Origin of the sequence: Rhodopseudomonas infernalis, from assembly GCF_022271405.1 — a bacterium.
Classification (GTDB): Bacteria; Pseudomonadota; Alphaproteobacteria; order Rhizobiales; family Xanthobacteraceae; genus Rhodopseudomonas; species Rhodopseudomonas infernalis.
In genome coordinates this window covers 22,542-37,691 of record NZ_JAJNAL010000045.1, presented here as the reverse complement: position 1 = coordinate 37,691, position 15,150 = coordinate 22,542, and the positions used below count along the sequence as shown (strand labels likewise).

Annotated in this window: 13 protein-coding genes and 1 pseudogene; 3 read left to right on the top strand and 11 right to left on the bottom strand. The window is 65.0% G+C overall.

Annotated elements, in window-relative coordinates:
- From LPW26_RS25435 to LPW26_RS22160, 3 genes and pseudogenes are all read left to right on the top strand, one after another.
- Positions 1-95 (top strand): annotated as a pseudogene (locus LPW26_RS25435) (DUF2160 domain-containing protein); the annotation flags it as partial.
- Positions 96-164: 69 nt separating this feature from the next.
- Entirely contained in the window at positions 165-1,961 is a 1,797-nt protein-coding gene (locus LPW26_RS22165) for an ABC transporter substrate-binding protein (RefSeq protein ID WP_238737862.1), read from the top strand.
- 208 nt (positions 1,962-2,169) lie between these two features.
- Entirely contained in the window at positions 2,170-4,014 is a 1,845-nt protein-coding gene (locus tag LPW26_RS22160) for an alpha/beta hydrolase family protein (RefSeq protein WP_238737860.1), read from the top strand.
- Between the two features lie 243 nt (positions 4,015-4,257).
- Here the strand turns inward: LPW26_RS22160 and LPW26_RS22155 are convergent, their stop codons facing one another.
- The 11 genes from LPW26_RS22155 to LPW26_RS22105 all read right to left on the bottom strand — a co-directional run bounded on the left by LPW26_RS22155 (position 4,258) and on the right by LPW26_RS22105 (position 14,979).
- Complete coding sequence (locus tag LPW26_RS22155) at positions 4,258-5,352, bottom strand: alkene reductase (RefSeq protein ID WP_238737858.1); 1,095 nt, start codon at positions 5,350-5,352, stop codon at positions 4,258-4,260.
- 189 nt (positions 5,353-5,541) lie between these two features.
- Positions 5,542-5,877: a sodium:proton exchanger gene (locus tag LPW26_RS22150; protein ID WP_238737857.1), complete on the bottom strand. Its 336-nt coding sequence runs from the start codon at positions 5,875-5,877 to the stop codon at positions 5,542-5,544.
- A 214-nt stretch (positions 5,878-6,091) separates the two neighbouring features.
- A complete protein-coding gene (locus LPW26_RS22145; protein WP_238737856.1) occupies positions 6,092-7,159 on the bottom strand; it encodes a branched-chain amino acid ABC transporter permease in 1,068 nt (355 codons plus the stop codon).
- Positions 7,156-8,175: a branched-chain amino acid ABC transporter permease gene (locus LPW26_RS22140; RefSeq protein ID WP_238737854.1), complete on the bottom strand. Its 1,020-nt coding sequence runs from the start codon at positions 8,173-8,175 to the stop codon at positions 7,156-7,158. Before LPW26_RS22140 ends, LPW26_RS22145 begins: the two co-directional genes overlap by 4 nt.
- A gap of 115 nt (positions 8,176-8,290) precedes the next feature.
- On the bottom strand, positions 8,291-9,013 hold the full coding sequence (locus LPW26_RS22135; protein ID WP_238737853.1) for an ABC transporter ATP-binding protein: 723 nt from the start codon (positions 9,011-9,013) through the stop codon (positions 8,291-8,293).
- Between the two features lie 196 nt (positions 9,014-9,209).
- Positions 9,210-9,974, bottom strand: coding sequence for an ABC transporter ATP-binding protein (locus LPW26_RS22130; RefSeq protein ID WP_238737852.1), 765 nt, complete (start codon positions 9,972-9,974; stop codon positions 9,210-9,212).
- Positions 9,975-10,117: 143 nt separating this feature from the next.
- Positions 10,118-11,302, bottom strand: a complete 1,185-nt coding sequence (locus LPW26_RS22125) for a substrate-binding domain-containing protein (protein WP_238737850.1) — start codon at positions 11,300-11,302, stop codon at positions 10,118-10,120.
- A gap of 79 nt (positions 11,303-11,381) precedes the next feature.
- The gene (locus LPW26_RS22120) at positions 11,382-12,758 is read right to left on the bottom strand and encodes a lytic murein transglycosylase (RefSeq protein ID WP_238737848.1); all 1,377 of its coding nucleotides are present in this window, start codon (positions 12,756-12,758) and stop codon (positions 11,382-11,384) included.
- Positions 12,759-12,861: 103 nt separating this feature from the next.
- Positions 12,862-13,134 carry a type II toxin-antitoxin system YafQ family toxin gene (locus LPW26_RS22115; protein ID WP_238737847.1) on the bottom strand — a complete coding sequence of 91 codons (273 nt, stop codon included), beginning with the start codon at positions 13,132-13,134 and terminating at the stop codon, positions 12,862-12,864.
- A gap of 9 nt (positions 13,135-13,143) precedes the next feature.
- On the bottom strand, positions 13,144-13,515 hold the full coding sequence (locus LPW26_RS22110) for a type II toxin-antitoxin system RelB/DinJ family antitoxin (RefSeq protein WP_238737845.1): 372 nt from the start codon (positions 13,513-13,515) through the stop codon (positions 13,144-13,146).
- A 21-nt stretch (positions 13,516-13,536) separates the two neighbouring features.
- On the bottom strand, positions 13,537-14,979 hold the full coding sequence (locus LPW26_RS22105; protein ID WP_238737843.1) for a helix-turn-helix domain-containing protein: 1,443 nt from the start codon (positions 14,977-14,979) through the stop codon (positions 13,537-13,539).
- Positions 14,980-15,150 lie beyond the last annotated feature (171 nt).

Below are 15,150 nucleotides of genomic sequence, written 5' to 3'. Positions count from 1 at the left end.
CGCTGCCGATCGGAGAAGGAACCGAAGTGTCGAGCCTGTGGCTCGCCACGGGGCTGTCGCTACTCTCGGCCGTTGCGATCTTCCGCACGGTGTGAGCGGCGAACGAGAAGCAGGCCTGGGATCAACCCAGGACTGAAGACTGTCGCTCAACGGAGGAACCAAGGATGCGTAATCTCGTACGTAAGACCCGACCCAGCCGGTTGCGGCTGATGACGATGGCGAGCGCGGCCGCATTGGTCGCGGCGTCGATGACGCTGGCGGCGCCTGCATGGTCCGCCGACGATGCGGTGCTGAAGAAGTGGATCGACGAGGAATTCCAGCCCTCGACGCTGTCGAAGGAAGAACAACTCAAGGAACTGCAGTGGTACGCCAAGGCTGCCGAGCCGTTCAAGGGCATGGACATCAACGTCGTCTCCGAGACGCTGACGACACATGAGTACGAAGCCAAGACGCTAGCCAAGGCGTTCTCCGAAATCACCGGGATCAAGCTCAAGCACGATTTGATTCAGGAAGGCGACGTCGTCGAGAAGCTGCAGACCCAGATGCAGTCCGGCAAGAACGTCTATGACGGCTGGATCAACGACAGCGACCTGATCGGTACGCACTTCCGCTACAACCAGACCGTCGCGCTGTCTGACTACATGACCGGCGAGGGCAAGGACGTCACCGATCCGATGCTCGACATCGACGACTTCATCGGCCGCTCCTTCACCACGGCGCCCGACAAGAAGATGTACCAGCTGCCGGATCAGCAGTTCGCCAACCTGTACTGGTTCCGCTACGACTGGTTCACCAATCCGGACTACAAGGCCAAGTTCAAGGCGAAGTACGGCTACGAGCTCGGCGTGCCGGTCAACTGGTCGGCCTATGAGGACATCGCCGAGTTCTTCACCAACGACATCAAGGAAATCAACGGCGTCAAAGTCTATGGCCACATGGACTACGGCAAGAAGGACCCGTCGCTCGGCTGGCGCTTCACCGACGCCTGGCTGTCGATGGCCGGCAACGGCGACAAGGGCCTGCCGAACGGTCTGCCGGTCGACGAATGGGGCATCCGCATGGAAGGCTGCCGTCCGGTCGGCTCGTCGATCGAGCGCGGCGGCGACACCAACGGTCCGGCGGCGGTCTATTCGATCGTCAAGTATCTCGACTGGATGAAGAAGTATGCCCCGCCGCAGGCGCAGGGCATGACCTTCTCGGAGTCGGGGCCGGTGCCGGCGCAGGGCAACGTCGCCCAGCAGATGTTCTGGTACACGGCCTTCACCGCCGACATGGTGAAGCCCGGTCTGCCGGTGATGAATGCCGACGGCACGCCGAAGTGGCGGATGGCGCCGTCGCCGCACGGCGCGTACTGGAAAGAGGGCATGAAGCTCGGCTACCAGGACGTCGGCTCCGCCACGCTGCTGAAGTCGACTCCGGCCGATCGCCGCAAGGCCGCCTGGCTGTATCTGCAGTTCATCACCTCCAAGACGGTATCGCTTAAGAAGAGCCATGTCGGTCTCACCTTCATCCGTGAGAGCGACATCTGGGACAAGTCGTTCACCGAGCGTGCGCCCAAGCTGGGCGGCCTGATCGAGTTCTATCGCTCGCCGGCCCGCGTGCAGTGGTCGCCGACCGGCAACAACATCCCGGACTATCCGAAGCTGGCGCAGCTGTGGTGGCAGAACATCGGCGACGCGTCGTCCGGTGCCAAGACGCCGCAGGCGGCGATGGACTCGCTGGCGGCGGCACAGGATTCGGTGCTGGAACGTCTCGAGCGCTCCAAGGTGCAGGGCGAGTGCGGTCCGAAGCTGAACAAGAAGGAGACCGCCGAGTACTGGTACGCGAAGTCGGAAAAGGACGGCAACATCGCTCCGCAGCGCAAGCTGGCGAACGAAAAGCCGAAGGGTGAAACCGTCGACTACGACACCCTGATCAAGTCCTGGCCGGCCTCGCCGCCGAAGCGCGCCGAAGCGAAGTAAGCAGGCCCCACCGACAGCGAGGAGGCCGGTCTCCGGCCTCCTCTTAGTTTTGTCCCCGATGTTGTTTCCGGCTCACCGCCGGAGCCACGACCATCGGAGCCGATCCGGCTCGTCGGCTTCTCCCGCAAAGCGACCACGCAAGTTGCACCGCCCGCGACGGCGGCAGCGACCGACTGCGTGCAAAAAAACTCCAACAAGGAAACCCCTCGTGCGATCATCCCTTGCGCCGAACCGAAACCGGTTCTGGCTGACCATCTCGCTCATTTTATTCCTCGTCTCCGCGATCGGCGCCTGGCTGGTGCAGACGTCGGCCGGCCAGATCGAAGTCCGCGATCTGCGCTGGGAAACGCCGTCCGGCCTGGTGCTCAGTGCGCTGCTGTTCAAGCCGAAGGGTGTCAGCGCCGACAAGCCGGTGCCGGGAATCGTCACCAGCCACGGCATGCTCAACAGCCGCGAGATGCAGGACTCGACCTATGTTGAGCTTGCGCGCCGCGGCTACGTGGTGCTCGCCATCGACATGTATGGCCACGGCTTTTCGCAGGTGGTGACCGGCCCGCAGCGCGACCGCGCCCGCGCCACCGGCATGTATGACGCCGTCGAGCTGATCGCGTCGCTGCCCTATGTGGACAAGGACAAGATCGGCATCACCGGGCATTCGTTCGGCGGCCGCTCCGCCAACTGGTCGATGCCGTTCGACAACAAGCGCGACAAGCCGCTGGTGTCGGCCGTGCTGCTGCAGACCGCGGACGCCACCTACATCGACCCGAAGACGAAAGCGTATTTCAACGACTACGGCTCGCGCCACGTCGGCATCATCGCGGACGAATGGGACGAGTTCTTCTTCCGGCAGAAGGGCGCCGACGGCAAGATGAGCAAGCCCGGTGCGTTCCTGTCGACCGACAACGCGCAGTCGTTTCTGCATTTCGGTGCCGATCCGAAAGCGGTGAGCGACAAGCGCGTCGCCGATGCGGTCTACACCGAGGCGATCGACGGCAAGCAGGCCTCGCGCATCATCTACATGTTCCAGAACATGACGCATCCGTGGGCGCCGTTCTCGGAGCGATCGACGGCGCGGATCGTCGAATTCTTCGATCGCGTGTTCGGCGCGCCGATGCCGATCGATAGCCACGCCCAGATCTGGCAGTACAAGGAAGCCTTCAACAGCCTCGGCCTGATCGCCTTCGCGATCTTCCTGGTGGCGTTCACCAAGTGGATGCTGGAGACGAAGACGTTCGCGCCGCTGCGCACGCCGGCCGGTCCGGTCGGCCCGATTGCCACCACGTCCGGCCAGCGCTGGCTGTGGGGCGGCCTGCTGGTGTCGGCGATCGTTTCGGCCGGCTCTTATCTGCTGCTGTTCGATCCTGTGCAGAACCTGCAGCCCGGCTTCCGCACGCAGTATCCGCCGCTGTTCATCGGTATCTGGGCCGCCGTCAACGGTCTGTTCGCGATCCTGTTCATGTGGGCGTACTACCGGACGGCCGGCAAGCGCGACGGCATGGACGCGGCGGCGGCGGGCGTGACGATCCCGGCGCGCAAGCTCTGGCTGACGGTGCTGCTGGCGGTCACCGTGGTGGCGGCGGCCTATGCGATCGTGTTCGCGGCCGACTATCTGCTGAAGGTGGACTTCCGGCTGTGGGTGCTGGCGGTGAAGCCGTTCGGTGTCGACCGCATTCCGTTCGTACTGGCGATGCTGCCGCTGTTCGGCCTGTACTTCGTCGCCAACTCGGTGGCGCTGAACGCGTTCGACCGCTTCACGCTGCTCGGCCGCGAATGGGTCAACACCACGGTGGTGGGGCTGTTCAACGTGCTCGGCGGCGTCATCGTGCTGCTGCTGCAATACGGTACGTTCTTCTCCACCGGCGAGATGAGCCCGTTCATCCAGGCGATGGAGGGCATCTACATGATTCCGATCGTGGTGATCCTGTTCGTCACCGCGGTGATCGCCCGCAAGATCTATCGCGCCACCAACAACCCGTATCTCGGCGGCCTGATCAACACGCTCGCCGTGACCATGATCACCATCGCCAACACCCAGACGCTGTATCCGAGCTGATCGGCTGCGGACGACGCATACACGCGAAAGGCCGGGAGCGATCCCGGCCTTTTTGATGAGCAAAGCCCCTCCACGAGTCATCCCGGGGCGCTCGCGACAGCGAGCGAGCCCGGGATCTCATCGTCACAACTTCTGGATTCCGGGTTCGCGAGCTGCGCTCGCGCCCCGGAATGACGGTGTGTGTGGCTTATTGCGCCGCTTGCGCGGCGCATCCCGGAATGACGGTGGGTGGGGCTGGGCGGCTTACTGCGCCGCCTGGGCCGACTCCAGCGTCGGGTAGTCGGTGTAGCCCTTGGGGCCGCCGCCGTAGAAGGTTGCCTTGTCGGGCTCGTTGAGCGGGGCGCCCTGCTTGAGGCGCTCGACCAGGTCTGGATTCGAGATGAACGGTTTGCCGAACGCGATCAGGTCGGCCGCGCCCGAGTCGAGATGCTGGTTCGCGAGCGCGAGGTCGTAGGCGTTGTTGCCGATATAGGCGCCGCTGAAGCGTTTGCGCAGCGAGGCGTAGTCGAACGGCGCGACGTCGCGCGGGCCGCCGGTGGCGCCTTCGATGACGTGGATGTAGACCAGCTTCAGCTTGTTCAGCTCGTCGGTGATGTAGTCGAATAGCTGCTGCGGGTTGCTGTCGGTCACGTCGTTGGCCGGGGTCACGGGCGAGATGCGGATGCCGGTGCGCTCCGGTCCGATCTCCTTGGCGACGGCGGCGGCGACTTCGAGCATCAGCTTGGCGCGGTTCTGGATCGAGCCGCCATATTGGTCGGTGCGTTTATTGCTGCTGTCGCGGGCGAACTGGTCGAGCAGATAGCCGTTGGCGCCGTGGATCTCGACGCCGTCGAAGCCGGCCTTGATGGCGTTGGCGGCGCCCTTGCGGAAGTCGTCGATGATGCCCGGGATTTCGCTCAGCTCGAGCGCGCGGGGCTCGGAGACGTCGGCGAACTTGCCGCCCACGAAGGTCTTGGTGTTGGCCTTGATGGCCGAGGGCGCGACCGGCGCGCCGTGGTTCGGCTGCAGGTCGACATGCGAGATGCGGCCGACGTGCCAGAGCTGGATGAAGATCTTGCCGCCGCGCTTGTGGACCTCGTCGGTGACCTTCTTCCAGGCTGCAACCTGCGCGTCCGAATAGATGCCGGGCGTGTCCTGATAGCCCTGGCCCTGCTGCGACACCTGGCTGGCCTCGGTGATCAGCAGCCCGGCGCTGGCGCGCTGGCCGTAATATTCGGCCGCCAGCGGGCTCGGGATCAACCCTTCTGGAATGGCGCGGTTGCGGGTCAGCGGTGCCATCACCACGCGGTTGGCGAGGGTGATCGGGCCGAGCTTGAAGGACTCGAAAAGCTTGGACATGGGGCCTTCCTGAAGATTGCGGATGGCCTGGAACTGGGGGCGAGAACCCCTCAACACAATGGGTTTGCCGAAAATAGATGCGCCGGCATGGAATTTGGACGGATTTCCAAATGCAGCGCCCGGAAGCAGGAGAAATGTACTGGGAAGGACGCTCGGCGGAGGCGGTTTTCACCCCCGCCGGGCGTCAGTTCAATGAGCGGACGCGGTGCGGGCTCGGGTCTTGGCGGTCAGCGCCGGCCGTTGCCGGCGGAAGAACCAGAAGGCGACCGGGGCCACGAACAGCGTGCCGAATGCCGGGAGGGCGGCGGTGCGCAGGATCTCGCTCGCCCCGAGGGTTTCGCCGCCGATGCCGAATTTGGCGAGCACGATGGCGAGCACCAGCGTGACGATCGGCATGACTACCATGATGCCGGCGCCGGCGGCCTGTGACACCAGTCTGCCGGCCGGAGCGGCGGTTGCGAGCACGCGTGCCACCACAATGGCGGCGGCGAAAGCCAGTGCTGTGAGCACGATAAGCAGTGTCATTTTCAACTTCCTGTTTGCTCGGACGATCCTCCGATTCGGTATCGGAATGGCGGAAGGTCCTCGTCGAGAGGGGCGCTGAACGTGGAGGGCGCCCCAAAACGGCAACAGGATACTTTGTGCAGTTGCACACGCAATTGATCTGGCTCAGATGATACCGGTCCGCTGGCGCGTCAGGAACGCGCAGGAGCCATGCGTCTACGACCTTGGTCGTGGCCTATCCGGCTGATTTTTGCGACCCGCGCAGCCGGCCGACGATCCCGGTCGGGAAAAAATACACGCTGGCGACGAACAGCAGCCCGAGCCACAGCAGCCAGCGGTCCGGGTGCAGCAGGCCGGGCAGCAGCGGCAGGCCGGCGTCAGCGGCGGCCGTCGAGGCGGCGCCCATCAGCGCCTGCAGGTAATTCTGCGCCAGGATGAAGATGGTGGCGCCGATGACCGCGCCGTAGATCGTGCCCATGCCGCCGATCACCACCATCAGCAGGATGTCGAGCATGATCGAGAAGCTCAGCGAGGTGTCGGGCCCGGCATAGCGCAGCCACATCGCGTTGAGCACGCCGGCCGCGGCGGCGACCAGCGCGGCCAGCACGTTGGCGTAAGTGAGGTGGAAGACGGTGCGATAGCCGAGCGCCTCGGCGCGGAAGCGGTTCTCGCGGACCGCCTGCAGCACCCGGCCGAACGGCGAGTTCACCACCCGGAGCAGCGCCAGGATCATGCCGGCGCAGCCGACCAGGATGATGTAGTAGGTCAGGATCCGGCCGTTGATCCGCACCCCGAAGAAATCCTTGATGAAGACCGTGCCGGGCCGCAGCAGCTCGGGCAGGCTGAAGCTGCGGCCGTCCTCGCCGCCGGTCAGCCACGACAATTGCGACGCCAGCACCAGGAACGCGGAGGCGACCGCCAGCGTGATCATGGCGAAGAAGATCGCCTCGACGCGCAGCGAGAACAGCCCGATCGCCAGCGCCAGCAGCGCCGCCAGCGGCAGGCCGATCACGATGCCGGCGCCGACGGCCGTCCAGCTTGGCCCCATCCCGTACAGCGCGATCGCCACCGCGTAGGAGCCGATGCCGTAGAACATCGTGTGGGCGAACGACACCGTGCCGGTGTAGCCGAGCAATAGGTCGTAGGACGCCACCAGCGCTGCGAAGATGCAGATCTTGGCGGCGACGTTGAGCGGCTTGGCGCCGGGAAACAGGAACGGCGTGATCGCCAGCACCACCACGATCGCGATCAGCAGCAGAGACAGCACCCGGCTGCGCGGCGGATCGCCCGACAGGATCATCATCGACTTGTCACCGCATAGAGCCCGCGCGGCCGCCACATCAGAATCGCGACCATCAGCAGGATGTTGGACACCAGTGCCAGCTTCGGCACCAGGAAGCCGCCGTAATTGGCGACCATCGCCACCAGCAGCGCGCCGATGAAGCAGCCGCCGACCGAACCGAGCCCGCCGATAATCACGACGATGAAGATCAGCACGGTGAGCTCGTTGCCCATCGAGGCGTGGACCTGCTCGCGATACAGCGCCCACATGATGCCGCCGAGCCCGGCCAGCGCCGAGCCGACCATGAACACGCCGAGGAACAGCCGCTTGACGTGATAGCCGAGCGCTTCGACCATCTCGCGGTTCTCGACGCCGGCGCGGATCAACAGGCCGATCTTGGTGCGGTTCAGCGTCAGCTGGATGCTGACGAACACGATGAGCCCGACCAGCATCACCAGCAGGCGATATTTGGCGATCGCGACGTCGCCGATGATGAACGAGCCGCGCAGCGAGGTCGGCAGCGGCAGCGGAATGATCTGCGGTCCCCACAGCGCGTACAGCGCCTGCTCGGCCACGATGAGGCCGCCGGTGGTCATCAGGATCTGCTTCAGATGCTGGCCATACACCGGCAGGATCAGCACGCGCTCGACGACGAGGCCGAGCGCGCCCGACACCGCCATCGCGGCCAGCGCCGCCGGCGCCAGCACCGCCAGATTGGTCAGCAGCGAATCCGTCTGCGACATCGCCGCGAGCGGCAGCAGCACCAGCGTGGCCATGTAGGCGCCGACCGAAATGAAGGCGCCGTGGCCGAAGTTCAGCACGTCCATCAGCCCGAACACCAGCGTCAGGCCGGACGCCATGGTGAAGATCATCATCCCCATCGCCAGCGAGGCGATCGTCAGCGTCACCCATGACGAGAACGAGCCGACCAGCGGCAGCATCAGCAGCGCCAGGATCAACGGCAGCAGTACGGGAAGCAGATCGCGCTTCGCCTGCGGCAGCGTCTCGGAGGCGGAGGGAGCGGGGATGTCGGTCATGATAGAACTCCGTCGTCATTGCGAGCGAAGCGAAGCAATCCACTCCAGTGCACGGCGCTGGATTGCTTCGTCGCTGCGCTCCTCGCAATGACGGGGAAAGGGCGAGAGCAAGAACTCACTGATGCGCCTCCAGGCTGAGGCCGAGCAGGCGTTCCTGCAGCGGCACGTCGGCGGCGAGGGCGGCCATGGCGCCGCGGTGCACGATCATGCCGTTGTCCATCACCAGCACGGTATCGCCGATCTGCTGGGCGACGTGGAAGTTCTGCTCGACCAGCAGGATGGTGGCGCCGCTGCGCTTGATCTCGGCGAAGCACTCGATCAGCGCGCCAATGATCGCCGGCGCCAGCCCCTTGGTCGGTTCGTCGATCAGCAGCAGCTTGCGCGGCTCGATGATGGCGCGGGCGATCGACAGCATCTGCTTCTGCCCGCCGGACAGCGAGCCGGCACGCGACAGCCAGAATTTGCGCAGCGCCGGGAAGAAGCCAAAGATCCAGTCGAGCCGCGCGGTGTCGATCGCCTGCTCGCGGGCGGCGAGGATCAGGTTTTCCTTCACGGTGAGGTCGGAGAACACCGCCATCGTCTCCGGCACGTAGCCGATCCCGAGCCGCGCGATCTCCGGCGTCGCCATCGCCTCAATGCGCCGGCCGGCCAGCGTGATCTCGCCTTTCGACGTCGGCCACAGGCCCATGATGGTGCGCAGTGTCGTGGTCTTGCCGGCGCCGTTGCGGCCGAGCAGCATCGTGGTCTGGCCTTCCGGCACGACGCAATCGACGCCCTGCAGAATGTGATAGCGGCCGATATTGGTGTGGACGCCGGACAACGTCAGCAGATCGCTCATGCGGCACTCGCCAAGTAACGAGGCGCCTCCGCTCCCCTCCCCCTTGCGGGGAGGGGGCGGGGGTGGGGGTGCCCCAGGCACAGTGCCCGCGTCGCCCTCACCCCAACCCTCTCCAGCAAGCGGGAGAGGGAGCGCGCTGGCAAGCGGGGAGAGTTAGGGGCCAACACTTGAGAGTCCATCACGATCGCCATCCCCCTCACGCCGCACTCTTCCCCGGCGCGATGCCGAGATAGGCCTCTTGCACGATCGGCGAGGCGATCACGTCGGCGGGCTTGCCGTCGGCGACGAGTTTGCCGTGGTGGAGCACGATGATGCGGTCGGCGAGGGAGCGGACGACGTCCATCTTGTGTTCGACCAACAGGATGATTTTGCTCGGATCAGCTTTCAGCCGCGCGATCAGGTCGAGCACCACCGGGACTTCGTCGACGCTCATGCCGGCGGTCGGCTCGTCGAACATGTAGACCTTCGGCTCCAGCGCCATCATCAGCGCGACTTCGAGCTTGCGCTGGTCGCCGTGCGACAGCGCGGTGGCGGCGACGCTGCGGCGCGCGCCCAGCGCCACGCTGCCGAGGATGGCGTCGGCGCGGTCGATCAGGTCGCGCCGGGTGCGCCACGGCCGCAGCATGTCATAATGCGTGCCGCTATGCGCCTGCACCGCGAGCCGGACGTTTTCCTCGACGGAAAGATTGGGAAACAGATTCGTCAGCTGAAACGCGCGGCCGAGTCCGGCGCGGGTGCGCAGCGGCGCGGTCATTTTGGTGATGTCCGCGCCGTCGAACAGGATGCGGCCGGCGCTCGGCCTCAGCTGGCCGGATATCAGGTTGAAGTACGTCGTCTTGCCGGCGCCGTTCGGCCCGACGATCGCGGTCAGCTCGCCCGGCGCAAACGCACAGCTCACCCCATCGACCGCGACATGGCCGCCGAAGCGAATGGTGAGGGATTGGGTTTCGAGGCTGGTCATGGGTAAGCGGCTTGATCCGGCACAACGTCAGAGTTCGTCATTCCGGGGCGCGAGCGAAGCTCGCGAACCCGGAATCTCGTCGCCACAACCTCGGGATTCCGGGGTCGCGCTTCGCGCGCCCCGGAATGACTCCCTGGTGGCTGTTAGCGCTTATTCTTGATCGGGATGGTCATGTCCTCGATCTTCAGCTCGCGCACCGGCTCGAGGGCGGCCCAGGCCAGCGCCGGGTCGACCTTGACCTTGAAGTGATACATGCTCTGCAGCGCCTGATGGTCTTCCTTGCGGAACATCATCTTGCCTTTGGGCGTGTCGAACTCCATGCCCTCCATCGCGGCGATCAGCTTCTCGGTGTCGGTCGACTTCGCCTTCTGCACGGCGGTGACCACCGCCATCGCGGCCGAGAATCCGCCCGCGGTGAAGAAGTCCGGCGGCGCGTTGAAGCGCTTCTGATGCTCGGTCACGAGCCAATCGTTGATCGGGTTCTTGGGGATGTCGTAGTAGTAATAGGTCGCGCCTTCCATGCCGGGCAGGCGCTTGTAGGCGGCGAGCGCGGGCAGGATGTTGCCGCCGGTCGACAGCTCGATGCCGTAGCGCTTCGGGTCCATGTCCTGCAGCTTGGTCAAGGGATCGCCGCCGCCGGCCCACACCACCCAGATGATCTTCTTGCCGGGCTTGTCCTTCAGCGCATCGAACAGGCGCTGGCCGACCGCGGTGAAGTCCGTCGTGGTAGTGGGCACGTATTCCTCGGCGGCAAGGGTGGCGCCGGTCTTGCCGAGGGCCTCCTTGAAGGCGGCGACGCCGTCGCGGCCGAACGCGTAGTCCTGCGCCAGCGTGGCGATGGTGACGCCCTGCTTGCCGATCGCCACCGCGTTGGAGATCGCGTCCTGCGAGGAGTTGCGGCCGGTGCGGAAGATGTAGCGATTCCACTTCTCGCCGGTGATCTGGTCGGCGACCGCGGGCTCGACGATCAGGATCTTCTTGTTCTCTTCGGCGACCGGCAGGTCGGCCAGCGCCGCAGCCGACGACGAGGTGCCGATCGCGATGTCGGCGCCGTCGTCCTGATAGGCCTCGGCGAGCGCGGCCTTGGAGAGATCCGGTTTGCTTTGATCGTCCTTGGTGATGACGACGATCTTGCGGCCGTCGAGCGTCATCGTGCCCTTGGTGGCGTATTCCAGCCCCATCATCAGGCCGGTCTCGGTCTGCTTGGCGTAGGCCTCGAGCGGGCCAGTCTTGCCGTAAATCAGGGCGATCTTGAGATCATCGGCGCGGGCGGCGACCGTGGAGGTCAGCGCGAGGGCGGCGGCAGCAAGGATGGACAAATGACGCACGTTGTTCCTCCGGATGTCGTTGTGCGCGACCCTAGAGCAAGACGGCGAAAGTTGGAACGTACCGGCAGATGAAATTTAGCTATTGCGGGAAAGGCGGCGGCAGGCGGCGCTGACGCTGCGCCGGCTGCGGGGCGGCCGGGCGGAATGGCGGTTCGGCCGAGGCGGAGGGCGCGGACGACGCCGAGCCGCCCATCCGGGTCAGTAACTCGGCGGTCGGCCAGGAGTCTGCGGGCAGGCCGTATTTGATCTGCATCGCCTTGACGCCGGTGCGGGTCTGCTGGCCGAGGATGCCGTCGACCTTGCCGACGTCGAAACCGGCGCGCGCCAGCAATTGCTGGAGCTGCTTCATCTCGTTGAACGACAGCTGCGCAACCTGCGCGGAGGGTTTGCGCATCGCCGGCGCGCCCGCGATGCGGGTGGCGAGATACGCCGCGGTGGTCGAGTAGATCAGCGAGTTATTCCATTCCGTGTAGGCGGCGAAGTTGGCGTAGGCGAGGAACGCCGGGCCGTGGCGGCCCATCGGCAGCAGCAGCGACGCCGGCATCTCGTCCTTCGGCAGCGGCCGGCCGTCCGGATAGGTCACGCCCCATTGCGCCCATTGGGTGCGCGGCTGCTTCACCAGCAGATCCGCCTGATCCCATGGAAGATTGGCCGGGACCTGCACTTCCTGCAGCCACGGCTCGCCGCGGCGCCATTTCAGGCCGGCCGCGATGTAGTGCGCGGTCGAGCCGATCACGTCGGGCGCACTGTGCAGCAGGTCACGGTGGCCGTTGCCGTCATAGTCGACCGCGTAGTCGTAGTAGTGCCGCGGCAGAAATTGCGTCTGGCCGAGCTCGCCGGCCCACGAGCCGATCATCTCGTCCGGCGAAAGATCGCCGCGGTCGACGATCTTCAGGGCCGCGATGGTTTCGGCCTGAAACATCTCGGAGCGGCGGCAGTCATAGGCCAGCGACACCAGCGAGCGCAGCGTGGATAGATTTCCTTGTACCGCGCCGAAATCGCTTTCCAGCGCCCAGAACGCGGCGATCACCGCCGGCGGCACGCCATACTCCTTCTCGGCGCGCGCGAACGCCTGGGCGTGCTGCTTGATCAACTGCTGGCCTTTGACGCGGCGGCCTTCGGTCGCCATCCGTCCGGCGAACACCGTGAAGATCTGCCCGAACACCCGCTGCCCGCGATCGCGGTTGACGATGCCCTGGTCGTAGACGAGATACGGCGACGCCTGCGCAATCGCCCGCTGCGACACCCCGGCGGCGACCGCCTGCTGCTTCAGCCCGGCGAGGAATTGATCGAAGCTCTGCCCGCCATGGCAGGAGGCGCCGCGCTGGGCGAAAGCGGGGGAGGCGAGCGACAGCGTCATTGCGAGCGTCGCCGCGCCGACCGCCGCGGTTCCGGACCTGCGCAATTGTCGAACCGCCAAATCGAGCCGCAGCATCACCACCTCACCAAACGTCATCGCCGGGCTCGACCCGGGGATTCATCAAATCAGAACGACGAGTCTTGGCGGGATGGATGGCCGGGTCAAGCCCGGCCATGACGGCTTGGATAAGTTGCCAAGCTCATTCATCGAACAGATCGGAGTGCGTGCCCGTCCTTGCGAGCAGCACGCTTTGTTCGTCGGTCTGATAGATCAGCAGCCAATCTGGCTCGAGGTGACATTCCAGAAAGCCACGCCACCGGCCTTTGAGGGCGTGTGGCCGATTGGAAGCGGGCAGAGGTATGTCCCGTCGCAGAAGGTCGATGACCGTCGACAATTTCGACAGATCATAACCACGCTTCTTGATCCGCTTGTAGTCGCGTTTGAACGAGCCAGTATGGTCCAGCTCTTTCATGACACTCGTTCAGCGAGTTTTCTTATCCAGATGGGCGAAGAATTCTTCGGTTGTGCCGCTGAACCGCGTGACCCGCCCGCGTTCGGCATCACGTAAAGCGCGGATGGTCTCCTTGTTAGGAAGCTTCACCGGAAAGGGCAGCCCTTTATGAGCGACGACCTGCTTGAGAAAGATCGTCACCGCATCGGTGGTCGAGAGTCCGAGCTTATCGAGCACCGCTTCGGCGCTTTTCTTGAGTTTCGGCTCGACGCGGGCGTTGATGTAACCGCTCTTGACGGCCTTGCGCGCGGCAGTCGCGGCCGGCGGCCGTGCCGTCTGCTTGGTGGCTGGACCAGTCGTAGACTTGGTGCGGGATCTTGCTGGCATGGGTAACTGTAACACAACCGCGTTACGGTCGCCAGATCACAATTCCCTCGCGTTACTAAACGCAAAGCTGCTCGCCCGTCGCGTGTTCTCATCCAAAATCAGCGTCCGCGTAATCGGTGGCTCGGCCCTTTGCGAGCAGTGTTCGCGTTCGCAGAGGCGGCAGTTGACGCCGATCGGGGTGCCTTCGGCTTTTTCCAGATCCATGCCGGCGGCGTAGATCAGTTTCGAGGCGTGGCGGATTTCGCAGCCGAGGCCGAGTGCGAAGCGCGGTTGCGGCTGCGGATGCGGCGCCACCGGGCGGCGGACCATCTGGGCGATCGAGAAGTAGCGGCTACCGTCGGGTAGTTCGATCACCTGCTTGAGGAGACGGTCCGGGGTGTCGAAGGTCGAGTGCACATTCCACAGCGGGCAGGTGCCGCCGAATTTCGAGAACGGGAAGGTGCCGGACGAGAACCGTTTGGAGACGTTGCCGGCGTTGTCGACGCGCAGCAGGAAGAACGGCACGCCGCGCGCGTTCGGGCGCTGCAACGTGGTGAGGCGGTGGCAGACCTGTTCGAAGCCGGCGTTGAAGCGCTGCGCCAGCACATTGACGTCGTAGCTGAGCTGCTCGGCGGCGGCGTGGAACGCCGCGTAGGGCATCATCACGGCGGCGGCGAAGTAATTGCCGAGCGAGATGCGGAACAGCCGCCGCGCGCCGTCGTCGAGCGAGCCGGTGCGGGCGACGATGCCGTCCATCACGCTGCCATATTCGGTCAGCCCGGTCTGGAACGCGGCCTGGAAGGCACGGCCCTGGAAGTCGACCAGTTCGGAGATCAGCAGCTGCCGGCGGTGGCGGTCGAAGCGGCGCAGCGTCTCGCGCATGACGTCGACCGGCATGATCCGCGTCGTGATCGAGTGGCGCTCGCGCAGGCGGTCGGCGAGCGCGCCGAACAGCTCCTGCGAGCCGACATTGAGCTCGTCGCGGACCGTCTCGGCGGCCTGCTCGAGTTCGGGGAAATAATTGCGGTTGGCCTCGATCAGGTCGCGGACGCGCTCGATCGGGTTGGCCTCGTAGCGGATCTGCTCGCGATCGGCCATCTGGGCCGCCACCATGGTCTCGCCGCGGCGGGCCTCGGTATAGGCGGCATAGAGGCGCTGCAGCGAATGGGTGACGCCGGGGCACAGCTCGGCGAGGTCGCGCAGCTCCTGCTTGGGCAGGTCGATCTGCCGGAACAGCGGGTCGGAGAAGATCTCGTTGAGTTCCGCGAAGAACCGGTCCTCGTCGGCGGTGGCGAGGTCGCGCAGGTCGAGATCGTAGGTTTCGGCCAGCCGCAGCAGGATCTGGGCTGTCACAGGGCGCTGGTTGCGCTCGATCAGGTTGACGTAGCTGGGCGAAATCCCCAAACCTTCGGCGATCTGGGTCTGTGACAGACCGAGCTGCTGGCGGATTCGCCGGAATCGCGGCCCGACGAACAGCTTTTTCCCGGAGTCGCCGGCCATCTGAGTTCCTTTCAGCTCATTTGGGCGAAATTTACAAAATTTACAAAATTACATTTGTTACATGTACTGAAGTTACATGACATCACCATTCGTTCGCAAGAGGTCTGTACGTCTTTGCGGATCTCGCGTTTACGTATCGACACGTTTCGCAGCGCGCTGTCACGAATGTTG